The sequence below is a fragment of the Sphingobacterium sp. xlx-96 genome (genome assembly GCF_011007365.1).
GTDB classification, from domain to species: domain Bacteria; phylum Bacteroidota; class Bacteroidia; order Sphingobacteriales; family Sphingobacteriaceae; genus Sphingobacterium; species Sphingobacterium luzhongxinii.
This window is the reverse complement of sequence record NZ_WFKM01000013.1, coordinates 71,827-89,657: the sequence shown is the minus strand read 5'-3', so window position 1 is coordinate 89,657 and position 17,831 is coordinate 71,827. Positions and strand designations below refer to the sequence as shown.

Sequence of the window (17,831 nt, the reverse complement as noted above, 5' to 3'; positions counted from 1 at the left end):
CATTTTTTATGCCTACACACTACATGAACTACAACGGTACGCTAGTGCCGGAGGAACATACTATATTTACAGCCAATAGCCGTGCTTTCCGTTACGGAGACGGAATCTTCGAGACCATGCTGTATAAAGATGGTGAAATACGTTTTTTAGACTTTCACATCGAACGTCTACAACGTAGCATGCAAAGACTTAGCCTGGAGAAAGCAGGTAAATTTGATACCTATTTTATAAAAGCGTCCACGGAGGAACTCATTAGAAAGAACAACATGCTGGGGCAGCGCGTCCGTGTACGTCTGGTTGTCTTTCGGGAAGGAAATGGCCTCTATGCACCAGACAGCAACAGCATAGGCTTTGTCTTTCAGGTACAAAGTCTCAAAGAGCCTGTTAGGGACAAGAAAACAGGATTGATTATCGATCTATATACTGAAAATAAAAAGCCTTTTAGTGATCTGTCTGACCTGAAATCGAACAACTCGCTAATCTATGTTTTGGCGGGACTTTATAAAAAGAAATTTGATTACGACGATGTGCTCATACTCAATCAAGAAGGCTTTCTTTGCGAAGCTCTGAGTTCCAATATCTTTGTTTACTATGAAAAAACATTATACACCCCTGCAATAAACCAAGGTTGCATAGCTGGGGTCATGCGTCGTGTGGTAATGGATATCGCTGAATCTGAAGGAATACCTGTCGTGGAAGCTCAAATCAGTCCAGAGATTATGAAAAAGGCTGATGAAATATTCTGCACCAATGCTATACAGGGTATACAATGGGTAATGGGCTACAAACAGAAACGGTATTTCAACAAGATATCGCGTATCTTACAAGATAAATTGAGCAGTTGGAACTACATTAAAGAAGGTAACTAAAGTAATCCTGCTCATTCCGAATAGCTCCTGAATGAGCAGGTCAATTGCCTATTTATCAAAAGCAACGTTGAGAATTACCTCAGGGCCTGACTTATCGCGCAATGCTTTGTAATCAATGAGAATAATATTTTCACCTTTATTGATATTAAACAGCTGTCTAGGCCTAGTGCTGTTTAGCAACATGCCATTGGAATCGAACTGTTTCAAACTTTTGTCGCGATCTAAAATCACATAATCCCCGGGGTTAAGTACGAAAGGTATATCCAATTGCCTAGTTCCAGATTTGAGAAGCAGGCCTTCTACTTTTTCTTTTGCCGTAGCAGAGACGCGGATAGCAAAACGTAGGGGCTGGCTCTCTCCGGAGGAATTAAATGTCACTTCGGAATGCGTCGGCTTACCAGGCTCTGTAACTTGGCTGTGGTGTCTATAGTCAAACGTAATGATGGTGTTTTGTGTCCTCTCCAATAGGTTAATAGGGAGTGTAACTCTGTCGTTTTCCTTTTGCAATTGTCCTCCTTCCGGTGCCCACGTCTCAATAATACGTAAACTAGGGTTGTTCAATTCTCCGGTCAACTCGTACAAAGTAAATACATTACGTAAATTCTCTTTTTGCTCATCGGAAAGGGTTTTCATCATACGCACTGTTTCCCACCTCTTGATAGCCGTCAAAATCGCTTCTCCATCGGGATTGGCTTTAATAATCGCTGGAGAGACGTAAAAGTCTACACCATTATCAAAACCTGCACAAAGTCCCATGATCCAATTGATATCTTTTAGCGTAGTATTCTCTTTAATACTGAACTGCCCCATCTTTCGAGGTAAAAGGTCTTCTTTCAGCGCCTTCTGTACGCCCAAACGATGATCTAGTTGGGATTCGCGGAAGCTTTTGGCCCACCAAGGCTCGCCCCAGCTTTCATTGGAAAAGTAGTGCCAAGCGTAGTGCATCACATCGCTGGAATTGGCGACGATGTTCTTATTTTCCAAGTGCTTGAAAAAGACATCGACAAAACGCTCGCCTCCATAGCGGTTGTGCCCTGTAGCAACGCCACCCTCAACGCCATCAAAACTAATGCGTTCTAATTTACCCTCGTTAAAAAAACGTGCAAGATTCATGGCGACACTGTCCTGTAGATTAATATCGGCAAAGAAAACTTTATAGGCATGTGAGGCTAAGCGTCCTACCCGTTGACCTTTTTGATGTGTAGAGGCCGTTGTTCCGAAGGCTCCTCTTTTACAACCACTCAGCTCAATCAGGCGTCCTGAAACTTTGGCCGCCGCATATTCGATGATTTCATCCCCAATCCGGATCGCAAATATTTCACGATTCTGATTAACATTATTATCTGTTTTAGAAGGAAGTAGCTCGTCTTTTATATAGGCTTTAATCAACGTACTGTTCTGCAAAAGAATGCTACTGTCATCGGTTCCGATTGACGTTTGAAGTGCTGTCACAGCAGCCAACTGTAGCCCCGGATGTGGCTTTGGGCTGACCAAAGGGTCGTCGGTCGTTATAAAGTTGGTCAGCGTATGAGCGCCTAGATTCATGTTGCGTTGTTTGGCTTTATCACTGCATAACGCCAGTGATCTAGTACCATTTGGAAAAGCCTTGGAATCTAATTGGTAAGTTCCCCAAGTCTTGAAAATACCTGGATGATATACATTGGTAATACCCGCACGCTGTGCGATATCCAGACACTCGTCAATATTCTGTTCCGTGAAAGAGATAATAAATTTGGAAGAAGTTGAATACAAAGATCTTTTGATCCATTCTCCAGAATGGGTGAGATGGGGGAGACCTTCCTTTATCTCTATACCTTCGATAACCCGGGGTAGAGATGCACTATCGGTCGTATAGAGGGCAAAAGCAGATCCTTTAAGCCTCGCATCATCCCCATGGACAGGAACCGCTTCAGTCAGCTCTTGAATAAAGTTATCATCCTGCCTTTGCTTAGACCGATTTCGTGTAAAACCTTGAAGAACGGAGCCCTTGACCAATCTTTGCGCAGCATTACCAAACCGTTCACGATGATCGATCTCAAATCCTCCTGAGCTCTTGATATTAAGCCCCATTAAACCTACAGCATCACTCGCGTTATATACAGCTCCTAAAGACTGTCCCACATTCCCATCGAGTCGGGTATAAATCTGTCCCCACTGCAACAATTCGACTTTGTCTTCGTGCTCTACATTTAACACTTCAAACTTCAAATAATCTGGATTCTTGGTAAGTAAAACCTCGACTTTCGGACCGTCAAAATCGAAATTTAAAATCGTACTTTTCCCTTTGTCAACCCAACTCAGCTTTCTGGGACTTTCGCTCTGTGTTTGCCCAAACCTTTTGATGCGTAATAAGGAAGAAACAGAATCTGTCAATAGGAGATTATCTGTTGAATCTGCTTTTCCTATATAAGCAATTTGTCCTTTGGTATTGATGGTGACATTTCGATCTCTCAATTGTACAGTTAAATCAGACTGAGCAAACCCTAAAACGGGCAAACTCATTGTGGCAAAGACGGCTCTAAGAACAACTTTTTTATAGGTACTCATAAGTTTAAAGGTTTTACGGAAACAAATATAAATAGAATCTGTATCTAAAGCCCACATAACAATAAGGTTACACAATCGATTGTATATAATATCCATGCAGGTGATACGGCACAAAACACGAATGACGGCGAAGTAGCATGCACACCAACTACAACAATCCGTGCATAATTATAATTACTTCGTGAGCTCGTTACACTCGGTTTGGATATTCCAGATGACAGATAAAAAAAATTTATATACATATGAAAACACAGATCATACAGACAAGGTTGTCTTTTTTTTACATTTTACTTTATACATTTTCTCTATAAAAGAATTTAAATGGATGAGGAGAGCTACAAAATTCGCTTTTACATTTCGCCGTAATTATATTGCTTGTAAAGGCGAATTTATGTAGGTTTGTCCAATGTCTACAAACGGATTAATCTCTCAAGATACTATCGTAGCTTTGGCTACCTCTCCCGGCGCTCAGGGCGCTATCGCTGTGATTCGTATTTCAGGAAATGAAGCTATTTCTATCGTAAACGATGTTTTTAAAGGAAAAGATCTTGCTAAGCAGGACTCGCACACCATACATTTTGGTACAATCAGGGATGGGGAAGAAGTATTGGACGAAGTACTTGTCTCTTTGTTTGTGGCCCCCAACTCGTATACCAAGGAGAATTCGGTAGAGATATCAACGCACAATTCAAAGTACATCATAGAGCGTGTTATCAATTTACTGATAAAAAAAGGTGCACGTGCAGCTCGTGCCGGAGAGTTTACATTGCGTGCTTTTCTAAATGGAGGTCTTGACCTATCTCAAGCAGAGGCAGTAGCAGATCTGATAGCATCCAATTCGGCAGCTTCCCATCAGGTGGCCATGCAACAGATGCGTGGTGGTTTTTCGAACCAATTAAAAAAGCTACGCGAGGATCTGGTTCATTTTGCTTCTTTGATAGAGTTAGAATTAGATTTTTCGGAGGAAGATGTTGAGTTTGCGAACCGTGACCAACTAAAAGGTTTAGTTCAACAAATCTACAGTGTGATCGCCAAACTGATCCAGTCCTTTGAACAAGGTAATGTATTAAAAAATGGTGTCCCTGTAGTTATCGCAGGAAAACCCAATGTAGGTAAATCTACATTGTTAAATGCGTTGTTGAATGAAGAGCGTGCAATTGTCTCTGATATAGCGGGTACTACTCGTGACACGATCGAAGATGAAATCAATATCCATGGGATAACTTTCCGATTTATCGATACTGCGGGAATTCGAGATACCGAAGACATCATTGAGGCCAAAGGCGTAGAACGTACACGGGAGAAGATGAAGCAAGCACGACTAATTATCTATTTGTTTGATCCCGTACAGGATCGAATCGTCACTGTCCAAGAACAAATCGCCGAAGTCAAAGATCTCAACATACCATTCGTCGTTATCATCAATAAAAGTGACCTCTTATCTGATGCCGATAAACTGGAGTATGCTAGCTTAAAGCCTCTATATATATCCGCTAAACTAAAAACCGGTATTGAAGAACTTAAAGAAGAATTATTGAACCAAGTTAATCTTTCAAATATTAATACTGACGATGTAATGGTAACCAATATCCGCCATGTCGAAGCCCTGCAACATACGCAGATAGCCTTGGAACGCGTGTTATTTGGTATTGATAATCCGGTTACATCCGATTTCTTAGCCATGGATATCCGACAATCGTTACATCATCTAGGAGAGATCACAGGGACGGTCACTACGGACGATTTGTTGGAGAATATTTTTTCGAAATTTTGTATAGGGAAATAAATCTGTCTTCAAGTCGTTTGAACATTCTTTTCACTTGATTATCAACGTATTTAAAAATAAAATTCAATTAATACGATAAATTTTAGGCTTTTTAGTCCAAAAGCGATCCATTGTCCGTGATTGAATGCTTTTTTTAAGTCAATATGTATACTTCTTAAAAGTACATATACTTATGGGGAAATCTATATGTAGATGTTAGAAACTCTAGCTGTTCATTTCGACCAAAGCTATAGCTAGATATTTTAAAAAAAATATAAAAAAGCCGAAATCCAATGGGATACCGGCTTTACGAAAAGCATCTAAATGACGCTATGATCCGTTTTTCTTAAAAATTAAAGTTTGCAATACGTTTTTGATACGTTTTCCGCTATTAAAAAGAAGTTTAGTTCGAATAATGTTGCCACTCGTTACCTCTTTTTCCAGATCGCTTCCTTCGCTATGAGTAGACAAACAAAAAGATCCGAAATCACCAAGGCGTACAATATTTACCCTAGCTATATTACGGGGGATATCATGTATTCAACTTTGTAACACAGCATAGAGGTCCGATCTCGTTATCGATGATGCATACGAAATGTCTTCCACCAGCTCTGCTAATGTCACTTCACCAGTATGTACTGGCCTTGCGTAAAACTTTTTAGGTGCAGTAATATCTCCTGTTTTGCCCACTTCTCTAACATTGAATTTAATTGCCTTTTTTTTACCTTTTAAATTTTAATAAATCAATTAATACATCACGTCTTCGGAGAGTACCACGTTCCGATTGATAATTTAAAGGTAGATTACTGCACAAATAGTCTTATCGCTTTTGTCGTATATGACTGCACAAAAATTACATCTACTAAAAGGGTAAATAGTAGCAATGGGCATAATTAGAAACAAATTATAGATACGGATTTTATCGTATAAAACTTTACATATCGTTCATTGGAATCCCTAGGTATTCGGAAGCCTGATGTATGGTGACAAGTTGTTGTCGCCCCAAACCGAACATATCTCGAATTTTATTAATAAGACGTTGACACGTACGTTCACTACGTCCGGTGATCTTTTGGTGATCAGAAGGGTAAACCGTTAAACGTTGTAATGGTGAGTTCATATCTATTTAAAAATCAATCATAATCCAAACTGGATATAAAACATATAAACATAATATGCAAAATATATTGCTGATTTAAGCCTTTTTAACTTTTTTCACCTTTCTAAAATCCCAGGGTGGAGTAGGTTCATAAAGTGACCAAATATTACTTTTGTCTTTTCTAGCTTGTAACTCAGCGTCCCGATAAATCCTGCTCTTACTATAAGTTGGATAATCCCATGCTAAACCCGCCTGAATAAGCATAAGATTCAAACTCTCTTGGTTCTCTAGCCAAACGATCCCAACAATACGTCCATATCGATCTTTACTCTTTACCTCAATATTAATCCATTTATCAAAGATGTGACCATTGGTAAAGCTTTTTGCTACTTGAAAGTAATCCTGTCCTTTTTCGGGGCAATCGATTCCGTGTAGTCTGATTTTTGTTTTCTTTTGAAACTTGTCCACGATAGTAAATGTGTCCCCATCCGCTACTTTCACCACGCGCCCTTGCATGTGTTTTTGTGCGATACCATCAAAAATAAACAATAAAAAGAGCGCAATTAAGAGCATTTTCTTCATGCCGCAAAGATAGAAGAAACGTTATCATTAGCTAACTAACGAGCCGTGTTAATTCCTAAGTAAATGACTGTAAATCCAATAAAAAATCCTGAAGCGGGGAACTTCAGGATTTTACCAAACCAATTATTAACCTAATTATGAAATTATACCATAAAAACGAAGACACAAGAGCCTTAGTACCTCGAAAATACTGTTTAACATATTTTAACAGGTTATGCTGTAGCTAGAAATTAGTTGAACTTTTTTTGAAAATGTCTAAAAAAATAAACATCTTCGCTTTATACGACGCGCGTAAATCAATTATAATAAGAAGGCTAACAAATAACATGAAGGGATCACTGGGATATAGGTTGTTGTGGGAACGAGTAAGGGGCGGGGATGAAAGTGCTTTTTTCGATCTATATGCAGCACTTTACAGTGATTTGGTTAATTTTGGTATCCGTACCTGTGGCAATGCGGATATTAGTACTGAAGCCGTTGATCAGGTATTCACTTCTATATGGGAAAAGATCCCTAATCTAGATCGTGTAGAAAATGTACAATCTTATCTATTGACATTCCTTAAAAGAAAAATATTAAGATTACTCGAAAAACAAAATAAAATAAATACTGCTCTCCAGCACTTGAAGGCCGAAGAGGATTGGACTGAAATGCCTTATGATGAATTTATAATCCGCGTACAAACGAATGAAATAGTACAACTCAAGCTTAAAGAGGCGCTTGAAAAATTGACGTACCGACAAAAGCAAATGATTCATCTAAAATTTTTTGAAGGTTATACCTACGAGAAAATTGCGGAGACTACCCATATGACCGTAAAGACTGCTTACAACACACTTTATGATGCGCTCAAAATTCTAAGACAGGAGCTAAGCGAAATTTAACAAACTAAAAATCAGACATATATATATTTATTAGTTTTTTTCTTAGGCAAAAGAACCGGTTTTGAGCACTATAATATAAAACCGCTTAAATAATGAGCCATAAAGACTACAAAGAAGTAGAAGATTTTTTGATTGACGATACTTTTCAACAATTCTGTTCACAGGAAAACGAACAATGTATCCAATATTGGGAGCAATACAGATTACAACACCCCGAACAGGAAGAAACAATAGCACGTGCACAACGTCTATTTCAGATATTGTCAGGCAATAAGAAACCCATAAACCATCAAATAGAAAAATTACGTGATGTAATCAATAACCAGAATAGTTCTGAAAAAGGAAAGCGTTGGAACAGGCCTACTACTTATATACGGATTGCAGCTGGGTTCGCTATCTGCGGTTTTGCGTACTTATGGTATACTAAAAACACGAATACCATACCTCAAAATATCGAGATGGTAGCAGTGCAGGAAGTCTATCAAACGGTAAAGGGAGAAAAGAAAACATTTGCCTTGATCGATGGAACTTTAGTAACACTAAACTCGGCAAGTAAACTTCAAATTGATAAAGATTTTGGTATATCTAACCGACAGGTATTTTTGGAAGGAGAAGCTTATCTGGATGTTAAAAAGGATGTGGACAAACCCTTTGTCTTGCATACTAACGAATTCGATATTCGCGTTTTAGGGACTTCATTTAACGTAAAATCTTATCCGGATGAATTAGCGTCTGAAGCCTTACTTATCGAAGGTCTGATAGAGCTTAAAAGTAAAGGGAGAAATGAAAATTCTATTATTATAAAGCCTAATCAGAAAGTAACCATTTATAAAAATGAACTGGCGACTGCGTTTCCAAAACCGACCAGCAAAGCTCCAAAAGTAAAGGCTGACGTAAAGGAAATCGCCATACAGGACGTAGCAAGTAATGCAGACAACGAAGTATTGGATATAGCCTGGAAAGAAAACAGATTGGCTATGGTTGATCAGGATTTTAATGAACTAAAATCTGTGCTGGAACGCTGGTATGATGTCAATATTACCTTAAAAGGAGATGCTATTGGCAACTATCGATTTACAGCTACATTTAGAGACGAAAGTATTGAGCAAGTTCTAAAAGCACTACAAAAAGTAAAACCCTTTAATTATGAGATATATGAAAAAAACGTGACCATTTATGAGAAATAAAAAAGGACAGCAAAAATTGCCATCCTTTAACGGAATGATTTAACCTGGCATGCGTAAGCTTCGAACCCATACGCAGCCTATTATAAACTTTAACCAACACTAAAGTATGATTAAAAATGGCTTAATGCAAGTGCATTTGTATTATCTTTTGCACTCTAGATTCATTATTCGGATGAAACTAACCTTAATTATGATTGTCTTCGCGTTTGCAAACGTTACGGCAAATGTATATTCGCAACAAAAAGTCTCCTTGGACGTCCGAAAGACAAAGTTGAGCAAAATTCTCAAATTGATTGAGGAAAACAGCGACTATTACTTTGTATATAGTGCGACAAATGAAAACCTGAACAAGGAACTTTCGCTAAAAGTGGACAATACAAAAGTAGTGGACCTTTTGCCTCGATTGCTCGTGAAGAATGGCTTACAGTATTCCCTTTCTGGGGAAGGATTAGTTGTTGTTACGGAACAGCAGACGCTAATTGTAAATGGATTGGTAACCGATGAGCATGGAGATAAACTGTCTGGAGCCACTGTCCGTGTAAAAGGAAGTGCTATCGGGAAAGCAACAGATCTGAATGGAAAATTCGAACTGGAAGTGCCCGCGGGAACTACATTGGTGATCTCTTTTACCGGGTATCTTACTAAAGAAATCACCGTCCAAAAAAGTGGGCAGCTAACGATCGCCTTGGAAGCGGATGACCAGATGCTAAGTGAAGTTGTAGTAACTGCACTAGGCGTGAAGAAAGAGCGTCGTGCAATAGGCTACTCAGTTACTCAATTAGATGGGGAATCCTTAACCAAAGCCAGAGAGAATAATGTGGTCAACTCCCTAGTGGGTAAGGTCGCTGGTCTGGATGTGTCGACTACGTCGGGAGGTGTAGGTTCTTCAAGCTCTGTCGTGATACGGGGTACATCTAGTTTGGGACAGACCAATCAACCCCTATATGTCATTAATGGTATGCCTATGGAAAATAAAACGATAGGTGTAGCTACTGGAGGCTCCACAAATCCAAATGGGAATAAAGGAAGTCAGTGGGACAATGCACCGGATATGGGGGATGCAATCAGTAATCTTAACCCTGACGATATCGAAAGTGTATCGGTACTCAAAGGTGCCGCTGCTTCAGCGTTATATGGTTCGAGGGCTAAAGCTGGTGTTATTTTGATCACGACCAAATCGGGTAAAGGAAATGGTATCGATTTTAGCTCTAACTATGTCATTGAGCAGGTGATGGACCGTACCAACTGGCAGGATGTATATGGACAAGGCACAAATGGCGTGAAGCCAACTACTGCCGCTGCCGCAAAACAAGTTGGGGCTTCGAGCTGGGGAGGTAAATTAGATGGTTCTAACGTGATTCAGTTTGATGGTGTAGAACGCCCATACGTGGCACAAAAGAATAATATCGAGAATTTCTATAGAAGCGGACATACCTGGACGAACTCTTTGGCTTTTAACAAATCGTTTGAAGGTGGTACCTTACGTTTCTCGGTGACCGATCTCACGAATAAATCCATTATGCCAAATTCTGGCCTAGATAGACAATCCTTTTATCTAGGAGCCGCTTTTGAACCTGTCAAGCGATTGTCTATCGATGCTAAAGCAAACTATATTATCGAAAATGCGAAGAACAGACCCATGCTTTCGGATGGCGCAGGTAGTGCAAACTTCAATACGATATTCATGCCTACAAGTATTGATATTCGGAATCTAAAGCCATGGGTTGATGCAAATGGAAAGGAAATAACGTATAATTCAGGTAACCCTTGGGATACAAACCCCTGGTATGCAGCCTATGAAATTCAGAATAACACCAAAAGAAATAGACTAATAAGCTCACTGACAGCCCGATACACCTTTGATAACGGGATCTTTGTACAAGGGCGTGCGGGCCAAGATTATTATACAAACGAGTTTACAAGTGTGTTTCCGGGGGGATTGGCCTATGCACCTCCCTTTAATATGGCTTTACAAACGTCCAAATTTAATGATTTAAATGCAGACGTTTTAGTGGGGAAGACATTTTCTTTGACGGATGATATGACACTAACGCCTAATGTGGGCGCTGCCTATAGAAATACAAAAAACGATCTTCTAATTAATCAAGGAACGGAATTCTTAGTACCAGGCGTGTATACGATTGTAGGCTTAAAGAATAAAGTGCTTTCCCAAATTAAATCGGAAGAAGAAATGCAGTCGATATACGGAACCTTAGAGTATGCGTATCGCGATATTTTGTACTTGACAGGTAGCTTACGTTCGGATTGGTTCTCCACCTTGGCGACACCAGGGGTAGACAACAAATTATACTCTGTGTATCCAGGAGTAAGTGGTTCATTGGTATTCTCTGAGTTCTTAAATTCGTCGGTATTGAATTTTGGTAAATTACGTGCCGGTTATGCGCAGGTTGGACAGGCCACAAACCCCTACCAAACGACGCTATCTTATAGCTTTATGGCGCAGAATATAAAAGGTAACGCGCTAGGGCAAATAGCAAATACAGCAGTTCCTAATTCGGGCTTATTTGCATCGACGGCCACAGAGTTGGAAATTGGTACAGAACTTCGCTTCCTCAATGATCGCCTCAATTTGGATATTGCCTGGTATAATAAAAACTCTAGAAATGAAATTTTACAGGTTGCTATTCCTGCTACGACAGGTTATACGGCAGCCGTACTGAATACGGGATCCTTACGTAATAGAGGGGTAGAAATGTTATTGACAGGTACACCTATTAAAAACGAAAATTTCAGTTGGGTATCTTCTATCAATACAACATATAACGACAACGAAGTGTTATCGCTAGCTGAAGGCATGGACGAAATGTTGTATGGAACTTCACGCTCGGGCGTTGGTTTCTTAAAACATGTACCGGGGAAATCAATGGGACAAATTTTCGCTTACGATTACAAATATAATGACCAAGGTCAGGTTGTAAAATTGGCTGATGGTTCGCCAGACCGCGGTGAATTGAAAAGCTTTGGCGACTCGCAAAGTAAATGGTTTGCGGGATGGAATAACGACTTTACCTATAAGAACTTTAATCTAGGATTCTTAATTGATGGAAAGTTTGGTGGAAAGTTATTTTCAGGAACAGACTATTATGGATACATCAAGGGATTACATAAAGAGACGCTAGCAGATAGGGAAACCCTGGGTAACACAGCACCAAAATTTTATGAGAATACGGCAAATAATACCTCTTACCGTTTTGTAAATGATGCCAGCTTTATCAAATTCAGACAGCTGACATTTGGATATAACGTTCCGGCAAAGGTATTCAAAAATAAAATCAACGGATTAAGCTTAAATTTAGTAGCACGTAACTTATTTATCTTGATGAAGAAAACCGAAAACATCGATCCAGAATCGAGCTATAATGCGACAATAATCGGATTAGAGCTAGGTGGACTTCCTCCTGCTCGAACATTTGGTTTCAATCTTAATGTTAAATTCTAAATCCACAGGCCCCATGAAAATCAAAAAATTAAATATATTAGCGTTCCTATTATTAGCAGGGACGCTTAGTAATACAAGTTGTACCAAAGATTTTGTGGCGATTAATACAGATCCCATCTCTTATGGTGCTACAAACTTTGACCCTAATTTTGTGCTATCAACTGCACAATTAACATATACTGGTAGTATAGACTTTGCTTACGAAACCTGGCGCATCAACCTCATATATTCAGGGACTATGATGCAGGGACTGTCTACAGTGATTAGTTACTGGGCTGGCGACAAATATTTGTTAACACCCTGGTACACCTCTTCGTATTGGGAGAGAGCCTACGAAGAACAAGTAAAGCCGATTGTAGATGTAGTGGAAATGACCCGTGGCAATGAGAAATATAAAAATGTACATCAAGTAGCTCGGATTTGGAAAGCGCTCATATTTGCTCGGATCACAGACCTATATGGTGATGTTCCTTATTCAGAAGCTGGTCAAGGGTATTACAAAAAGGTTCTTTCTACGAAATATGACAAACAGCAGGAGATCTATATGGATATGCTGAAAGAGCTGGAAGAAGCTACCAATGCCTTAGATCCTAATGCGGATAACATTACAGGGGACTTAATCTACAAGGGGGATCTAGAGAAATGGAAACGCTTCGGCAATTCTTTAATACTACGTCTAGCTATGCGATTGACCAAGGTGGATGAAAACACAGCAAAGACCTATGCGACTAAAGTAATAGGGAAGACCCTAACTGGTAATGCCGACAATGCCTTTGTGCAACATGACGAAGCCGGCGCTCGCGTTACACAAAACCGTAATAGCCAGGTATTGGTGGGTGATGGTGGTTCTGAGCATTACTATGTCAAATGGTCAGATACATTCATCAATGCATTGAAAAGCAGTAACGATCCGAGAATAAAAGTGGCTGCAACACAAGTATGGCCTAATGTGGGTGTAAAAAGTTATAAGAACATCAACCAGAACTATCTGACAGATCCGGCTCTGCAAAAAGGAATGCCTAACGGTAAAGACCTAAATAACAATCAATTGTATGCTATATCCTCGCATCCGTCGTACACATCCTTCCCAGAGTACTCATCACCGCATCCTGGAATGATCAAACCTGATGGTGTAACCTTCATATTAACCTATGCTGAAAGTGAATTATTACTCGCAGAAGCTGCGCAAAGATGGGGAATAGGAGGTTCTGCAGCTACGCATTATGCCAATGGTGTAAAAGCTGGAATTACATTTTTGGGCCAATATGATCCCAAGTTGGCTATCTCCGAAAGTGATGCCAACAGCTTCGTCGCGGCGAATCCCCTAACAGATGGTCTTAAACAGATTAGTACACAGTATTGGATACACCATAACACCGCTTTAAATTTCTATGAGTCATGGTTTAACTGGCGAAGGACAGGATATCCTTTGCTAACCCCAGTAGTCTATCCGGGAAATGCGACGAACGGCACTATACCTCGGAGACTACCTTATCCAACAGCGGAAGAAGCTACCACAAATAGTGCTTACTATAAAGCTGCTGCCGCTGCTGTACCTGGGGGAGATAATTTGAGTGGTAGAGTATGGTGGGATAAACAATAAAATTATGCGTTTTTATATATTAATAGTTGGGACGTGTCTGATCATGTCTTGCCAAAAGCAGGCGAGTAGCTTAATGGGAAGCTATAGACTTATTGAAAGTACAACAATAAAAGATGGGGATACCGTCTATGTACAAGTCGATAGTGCCAAAACGGAAATGATTAAGGTGATTAATGCAACGCATTTTGCTTTCTTTAATCACGATAAAAATCAAGGGAAAGATAGCACTACGCTATTCGTAAGTGGTGGTGGCAGGTATCAGTTAAAAGGAAACGAGTATACGGAAAACTTAGACTTCTGTAGCTATAGACCCTGGGAAGGTAAACAGTTTAAGTTTACGATATCTTTGAAGGGAGATACGCTAACACAGCAAGGTAAGGAAGAGTTGCCGGAGCTCGGCATCAAGCAGCATATCACTGAAAAATATATAAAAATCAGGTAGTTAATAGGGTGGTAGGCCTGCTGTAATGGCAGGTCTACTTTTTTGCCTACCTTCTATAATTACAGCTACCGCCATAGGCTGAACAACCTAAATTCAAAAAGGATATAACTGCAAATATTAATCCTAGTACAACAAATATCCATTCGTTGCTATGTAGGCCTTGAGCCGCAACGATAAGCCCCAATGCTATTCTAAACACACGCATAAAGGTCCAGTTCTTTAAAAACAATTCTTTCATCTCTTTATTAAATTGATAAATAATTCGGTACCTGCTCGAGCCGGAATGCTGTTATAACAGCATTCAAAGCGATCAAAATCAAAATTATCTGCGAACAGGGATTGATATTCCAATAGGCTGCCACCAAATGGTGGTCCCTGATCTTCAAACTCTCGATCGAATAAAACGCCCACCAGACGTCCTTTTTCATGAAGTAAACTCGTCATCTTTGCAGTGTACTCTTGACGTCTTGAAACCGGTATGGCACAAAAAAATGTTTGTTCCAAGATTAAATCGAATTGCCCTTGGTAAGTAAAAAAATCGGCACAGACAAATTGCAACCGGACATCGCTTTTGATAACTTGCTGTGCATTGGCAATAGCAGTAGGTGAAATGTCTAATACTGTGACATTGTTAAAGCCATGATCCATTAGCCATGCTGCTTCATAGGCGTTGCCGCATCCCGGAATAAGAATAGCCGCGTCTTTATTGGAATAATTTTCTGCGTACCGCACAATAGCAGGCGAGGCATAGCCAATGTCCCATCTCGTTTGTTTATCCTTCCATCTACGCTCCCAATAGAAAGCGTCAAGTTCAATAAGCTGTTCTTCCATAAATATTACAATATCTTGCTCTGGCAGATAAAATCTGTTCGTGGAATCTCTGTTTGTTTGATGGCATTGTAACCTCCTTCCACTTCACTAAAGTTACGATATCCCCGTGCTTGGAGAATACTGGCTGCTATCATACTTCTATACCCACCGGCACAATGTAAATAAAAGTGTTCTTTGGGATTTAGATCCTTTATCCAATCATTAAGATAGGCTAGAGGCTTGTTATAGGCTTGGTCTACATGTTCGGCTGCGTACTCACTCTCCTTGCGGACATCTATGATTTTATCTCCATTAGGTTTAGCTTCCACTGCAAATTGCTCCGCAGTAATTCTATTAACGGTATCAACCTCTCTTGCTTCTGCCTTCCAAGCATCAAAACCTCCTAAAAGATAGCCTACGACGTTATCGAATCCTACCCGGCTCAACCGAGTTACGGCTTCTTCTTCGCTGCCAGGATCTACTACCAATAAAATCGGTTGTTTGACATCAACGATCATTGCTCCGACCCATGGTGCAAAATCGCCCTTAAGTCCAATATTGACTGACTGTGGAATAAAACCTTGCGCAAATACTTCGCTGGATCGGGTATCTAAAATTAAGCTCCCCGTGTTTTCAGCCATCGCTTCAAACTCTGTCGGAGATAATCCACGTAATCCCTGTGCTAACACATTCTCAAAACTATTATACCCCTGTTTATTCATCGATACATTCATTCCAAAATAAGCTGGGGGAGGAAGCAAACCATCTGTAACAGCTTTGATAAAAGCTTCTTTAGAAGGCTGGTTCAATGCATAGTTTACTTTCTTCTGGTTACCCAAACTATCCATAGTTTCTTTCATCATGTTTTTTCCGCATGCTGAACCTGCGCCGTGAGCAGGATAAACCATAATCGTGTCAGATAAGGGAAGTATCTTAGTATAAATACTTTCATACAACATCCCTGCTAATTCTTCTTGTGTCATGCCAGCTGCCTTCTGCGCCAGATCAGGACGTCCCACATCCCCCAAGAAAAGTGTATCTCCACTAAAAAGGGCTTTTTCGACGCCATCAGCATCTGATAAAAGGTATGAAGAGCTCTCTAAGGTATGTCCGGGGGTATGTAACACTTTGACCTTAGCATCACCGATCGTAAAAACTTGATTATCCGCAGCGATAATAGCCTCAAAAGAAGGATTGGCCGTAGGTCCATACACTATCTGAGCACCGGTCTTACGAGCAAGATCAACATGACCACTAACAAAGTCGGCGTGAAAATGCGTCTCAAAAATATACTTGAGCTTTACGCCGTCTTTTGCGAGAAGATCCAAATAAGGCTTTGTCTCCCGCAAAGGATCAATAATAGCCGCTTCTCCATTAGCGACAATATAGTAAGCGCCCTGCGCCAAACATCCTGTATAAATCTGTTCTACTTTCATTTATAAATAATTATGTTATGATCCGTCAATTGATAGATCAGTCTGTCTTTTCAGCTAATAGATGGAACATCCAAACCGGGTTTAGCGAGCTCACGAAATAAATATTTTCGTTAATATCTGTGCATTTGTGCTACGTCTGGAGATTTCATACTTTGATATCTTTAAATTCTAGAAATAAATTTCCAATCCGTGGAAAGTTAATAATTATGCCTCACTAATCTGTCTTTCCTACGGTAAAGTTACAACGAATATACGGGTCTCACTGTGACTTATGTTACATTACCCGTTACGGCTTATCCTTGTTTGCTTGTTGTCATATTTGTGTCGGTAGTTATTCCACAATAAGTAATATAGCTATCTTTACAGTTCTAAAATATCAAGCTATGGAGCAAATGAAAATCGAAATATGGAGTGATGTAATGTGCCCATTCTGTTATATAGGAAAACGAAAGTTGGAAAAGTCATTGGAAACACTGCCCAATAAGGATCGTATCGAAATAGAATGGAAGAGCTATCAGTTAAATCCGGATCTGCAAACCGATACGACGATTGGTATTGACGACTATTTGGCTAGGCACAAAGGAATGAACATAGAACAGGCTAAGCAATTAAATAAACAAGTGACTGAGATGGCTGCTACGGAGGGCTTGACGTATAATATGGACAAATCTGTGGTAGCAAATTCATTTCGTGCGCACATGTTTGCGCATTATGCAAAAAAACACGGTAAGCAATTGGAAGCGGAAGAGTTATTATTTAGAAGCTATTTTACCGATGGTAAAAATGTGGATGATCTAGAAACGTTGAAGGAACTTGCCACAGCGTTGGAGCTAGATAAAGAGGATATGGCAGCAGCTTTGGAACGTGGGGAATTCGAGGATGAAGTGAAGATGGATATTCATGAAGCCAGACAAATTGGCGTGACGGGTGTTCCTTTCTTTGTCTATGACCGTAAATATGCTATATCTGGAGCTCAACCTCAGGAAATGTTTGAACAAACTTTAGCGAAAGCTCTTTCTGAATGGTCTGATAAGAATACGATTCAGCTTGTGGCAGATCAAAATGCACCAAGCTGCAACACTAAAGGTTGTGAATAAAAGAATAGTTTCGGATTGGATGAGAGATGTCATTCAATCCGAAACTATTT

Annotated in this window: 14 protein-coding genes and 1 pseudogene; 8 read left to right on the top strand and 7 right to left on the bottom strand. The window is 39.9% G+C overall.

All coding sequences use genetic code 11. The features are described 5' to 3' along the window. The first annotated feature begins 8 nt into the window (after positions 1-8). Positions 9-869, top strand: a complete 861-nt coding sequence (locus tag G7B20_RS16455; protein ID WP_164112519.1) for an aminotransferase class IV — start codon at positions 9-11, stop codon at positions 867-869. Positions 870-917: 48 nt separating this feature from the next. Here the strand turns inward: G7B20_RS16455 and G7B20_RS16450 are convergent, their stop codons facing one another. Next, positions 918-3,416 carry a hypothetical protein gene (locus G7B20_RS16450; RefSeq protein WP_164112518.1) on the bottom strand — a complete coding sequence of 833 codons (2,499 nt, stop codon included), beginning with the start codon at positions 3,414-3,416 and terminating at the stop codon, positions 918-920. A 406-nt stretch (positions 3,417-3,822) separates the two neighbouring features. On the opposite strand from G7B20_RS16450, the gene mnmE reads away from it, so the two are divergent. Next, the gene (gene mnmE, locus G7B20_RS16445) at positions 3,823-5,202 is read left to right on the top strand and encodes a tRNA uridine-5-carboxymethylaminomethyl(34) synthesis GTPase MnmE (RefSeq protein WP_164112517.1); all 1,380 of its coding nucleotides are present in this window, start codon (positions 3,823-3,825) and stop codon (positions 5,200-5,202) included. 309 nt (positions 5,203-5,511) lie between these two features. Here mnmE and G7B20_RS19835 read toward each other — a convergent pair. The 3 genes and pseudogenes from G7B20_RS19835 to G7B20_RS16425 all read right to left on the bottom strand — a co-directional run bounded on the left by G7B20_RS19835 (position 5,512) and on the right by G7B20_RS16425 (position 6,862). Next, a pseudogene (locus tag G7B20_RS19835) lies at positions 5,512-5,892 on the bottom strand (hypothetical protein). Positions 5,893-6,115: 223 nt separating this feature from the next. Beyond that, on the bottom strand, positions 6,116-6,301 hold the full coding sequence (locus G7B20_RS16430; protein ID WP_164112515.1) for a hypothetical protein: 186 nt from the start codon (positions 6,299-6,301) through the stop codon (positions 6,116-6,118). Between the two features lie 75 nt (positions 6,302-6,376). Further along, complete coding sequence (locus tag G7B20_RS16425; protein ID WP_164112514.1) at positions 6,377-6,862, bottom strand: thermonuclease family protein; 486 nt, start codon at positions 6,860-6,862, stop codon at positions 6,377-6,379. Positions 6,863-7,188: 326 nt separating this feature from the next. Between G7B20_RS16425 and G7B20_RS16420 the strand changes: the two genes are divergently transcribed. The 5 genes from G7B20_RS16420 (at position 7,189) to G7B20_RS16400 (ending at position 14,438) form a co-directional block, all read left to right on the top strand. Further along, positions 7,189-7,746 (top strand): RNA polymerase sigma factor, encoded by a 558-nt coding sequence (locus tag G7B20_RS16420; RefSeq protein ID WP_164112513.1) that lies wholly within the window; start codon positions 7,189-7,191, stop codon positions 7,744-7,746. 92 nt (positions 7,747-7,838) lie between these two features. Then, on the top strand, positions 7,839-8,933 hold the full coding sequence (locus G7B20_RS16415) for a FecR family protein (RefSeq protein ID WP_164112512.1): 1,095 nt from the start codon (positions 7,839-7,841) through the stop codon (positions 8,931-8,933). Positions 8,934-9,105: 172 nt separating this feature from the next. Next, positions 9,106-12,393, top strand: a complete 3,288-nt coding sequence (locus G7B20_RS16410; RefSeq protein ID WP_240452844.1) for a SusC/RagA family TonB-linked outer membrane protein — start codon at positions 9,106-9,108, stop codon at positions 12,391-12,393. Between the two features lie 13 nt (positions 12,394-12,406). Continuing rightward, a complete protein-coding gene (locus tag G7B20_RS16405; protein WP_164112511.1) occupies positions 12,407-13,996 on the top strand; it encodes a SusD/RagB family nutrient-binding outer membrane lipoprotein in 1,590 nt (529 codons plus the stop codon). 4 nt (positions 13,997-14,000) lie between these two features. Then, a complete protein-coding gene (locus G7B20_RS16400; RefSeq protein ID WP_164112510.1) occupies positions 14,001-14,438 on the top strand; it encodes a hypothetical protein in 438 nt (145 codons plus the stop codon). Between the two features lie 46 nt (positions 14,439-14,484). Here the strand turns inward: G7B20_RS16400 and G7B20_RS16395 are convergent, their stop codons facing one another. The 3 genes from G7B20_RS16395 to G7B20_RS16385 are packed head-to-tail and all read right to left on the bottom strand — an operon-like array spanning position 14,485 to position 16,684. Then, the gene (locus G7B20_RS16395) at positions 14,485-14,676 is read right to left on the bottom strand and encodes a hypothetical protein (protein WP_164112509.1); all 192 of its coding nucleotides are present in this window, start codon (positions 14,674-14,676) and stop codon (positions 14,485-14,487) included. Then, positions 14,673-15,269 carry a methyltransferase domain-containing protein gene (locus tag G7B20_RS16390; protein WP_164112508.1) on the bottom strand — a complete coding sequence of 199 codons (597 nt, stop codon included), beginning with the start codon at positions 15,267-15,269 and terminating at the stop codon, positions 14,673-14,675. Before G7B20_RS16390 ends, G7B20_RS16395 begins: the two co-directional genes overlap by 4 nt. Before the next feature lie 5 nt (positions 15,270-15,274). Next, positions 15,275-16,684, bottom strand: coding sequence for an MBL fold metallo-hydrolase (locus G7B20_RS16385; protein WP_164112507.1), 1,410 nt, complete (start codon positions 16,682-16,684; stop codon positions 15,275-15,277). Positions 16,685-17,067: 383 nt separating this feature from the next. On the opposite strand from G7B20_RS16385, the gene G7B20_RS16380 reads away from it, so the two are divergent. Beyond that, complete coding sequence (locus G7B20_RS16380; RefSeq protein ID WP_205600254.1) at positions 17,068-17,781, top strand: DsbA family protein; 714 nt, start codon at positions 17,068-17,070, stop codon at positions 17,779-17,781. Positions 17,782-17,831 lie beyond the last annotated feature (50 nt).

What these genes read in the sequence shown, in the direction of transcription:
- G7B20_RS16405 (WP_164112511.1), top strand. Translation starts at nt 12,407, where the DNA reads ATGAAAATCAAAAAATTAAATATATTAGCGTTCCTATTATTAGCAGGG.
- G7B20_RS16420 (WP_164112513.1), top strand. Translation starts at nt 7,189, where the DNA reads ATGAAGGGATCACTGGGATATAGGTTGTTGTGGGAACGAGTAAGGGGC.
- G7B20_RS16380 (WP_205600254.1), top strand. Translation starts at nt 17,068, where the DNA reads ATGGAGCAAATGAAAATCGAAATATGGAGTGATGTAATGTGCCCATTC.
- G7B20_RS16425 (WP_164112514.1), bottom strand. Translation starts at nt 6,862, where the DNA reads ATGAAGAAAATGCTCTTAATTGCGCTCTTTTTATTGTTTATTTTTGAT.
- G7B20_RS16410 (WP_240452844.1), top strand. Translation starts at nt 9,106, where the DNA reads ATGAAACTAACCTTAATTATGATTGTCTTCGCGTTTGCAAACGTTACG.
- G7B20_RS16390 (WP_164112508.1), bottom strand. Translation starts at nt 15,269, where the DNA reads ATGGAAGAACAGCTTATTGAACTTGACGCTTTCTATTGGGAGCGTAGA.
- mnmE (WP_164112517.1), top strand. Translation starts at nt 3,823, where the DNA reads ATGTCTACAAACGGATTAATCTCTCAAGATACTATCGTAGCTTTGGCT.
- G7B20_RS16450 (WP_164112518.1), bottom strand. Translation starts at nt 3,416, where the DNA reads ATGAGTACCTATAAAAAAGTTGTTCTTAGAGCCGTCTTTGCCACAATG.
- G7B20_RS16385 (WP_164112507.1), bottom strand. Translation starts at nt 16,684, where the DNA reads ATGAAAGTAGAACAGATTTATACAGGATGTTTGGCGCAGGGCGCTTAC.
- G7B20_RS16455 (WP_164112519.1), top strand. Translation starts at nt 9, where the DNA reads ATGCCTACACACTACATGAACTACAACGGTACGCTAGTGCCGGAGGAA.
- G7B20_RS16415 (WP_164112512.1), top strand. Translation starts at nt 7,839, where the DNA reads ATGAGCCATAAAGACTACAAAGAAGTAGAAGATTTTTTGATTGACGAT.
- G7B20_RS16395 (WP_164112509.1), bottom strand. Translation starts at nt 14,676, where the DNA reads ATGAAAGAATTGTTTTTAAAGAACTGGACCTTTATGCGTGTGTTTAGA.
- G7B20_RS16400 (WP_164112510.1), top strand. Translation starts at nt 14,001, where the DNA reads ATGCGTTTTTATATATTAATAGTTGGGACGTGTCTGATCATGTCTTGC.
- G7B20_RS16430 (WP_164112515.1), bottom strand. Translation starts at nt 6,301, where the DNA reads ATGAACTCACCATTACAACGTTTAACGGTTTACCCTTCTGATCACCAA.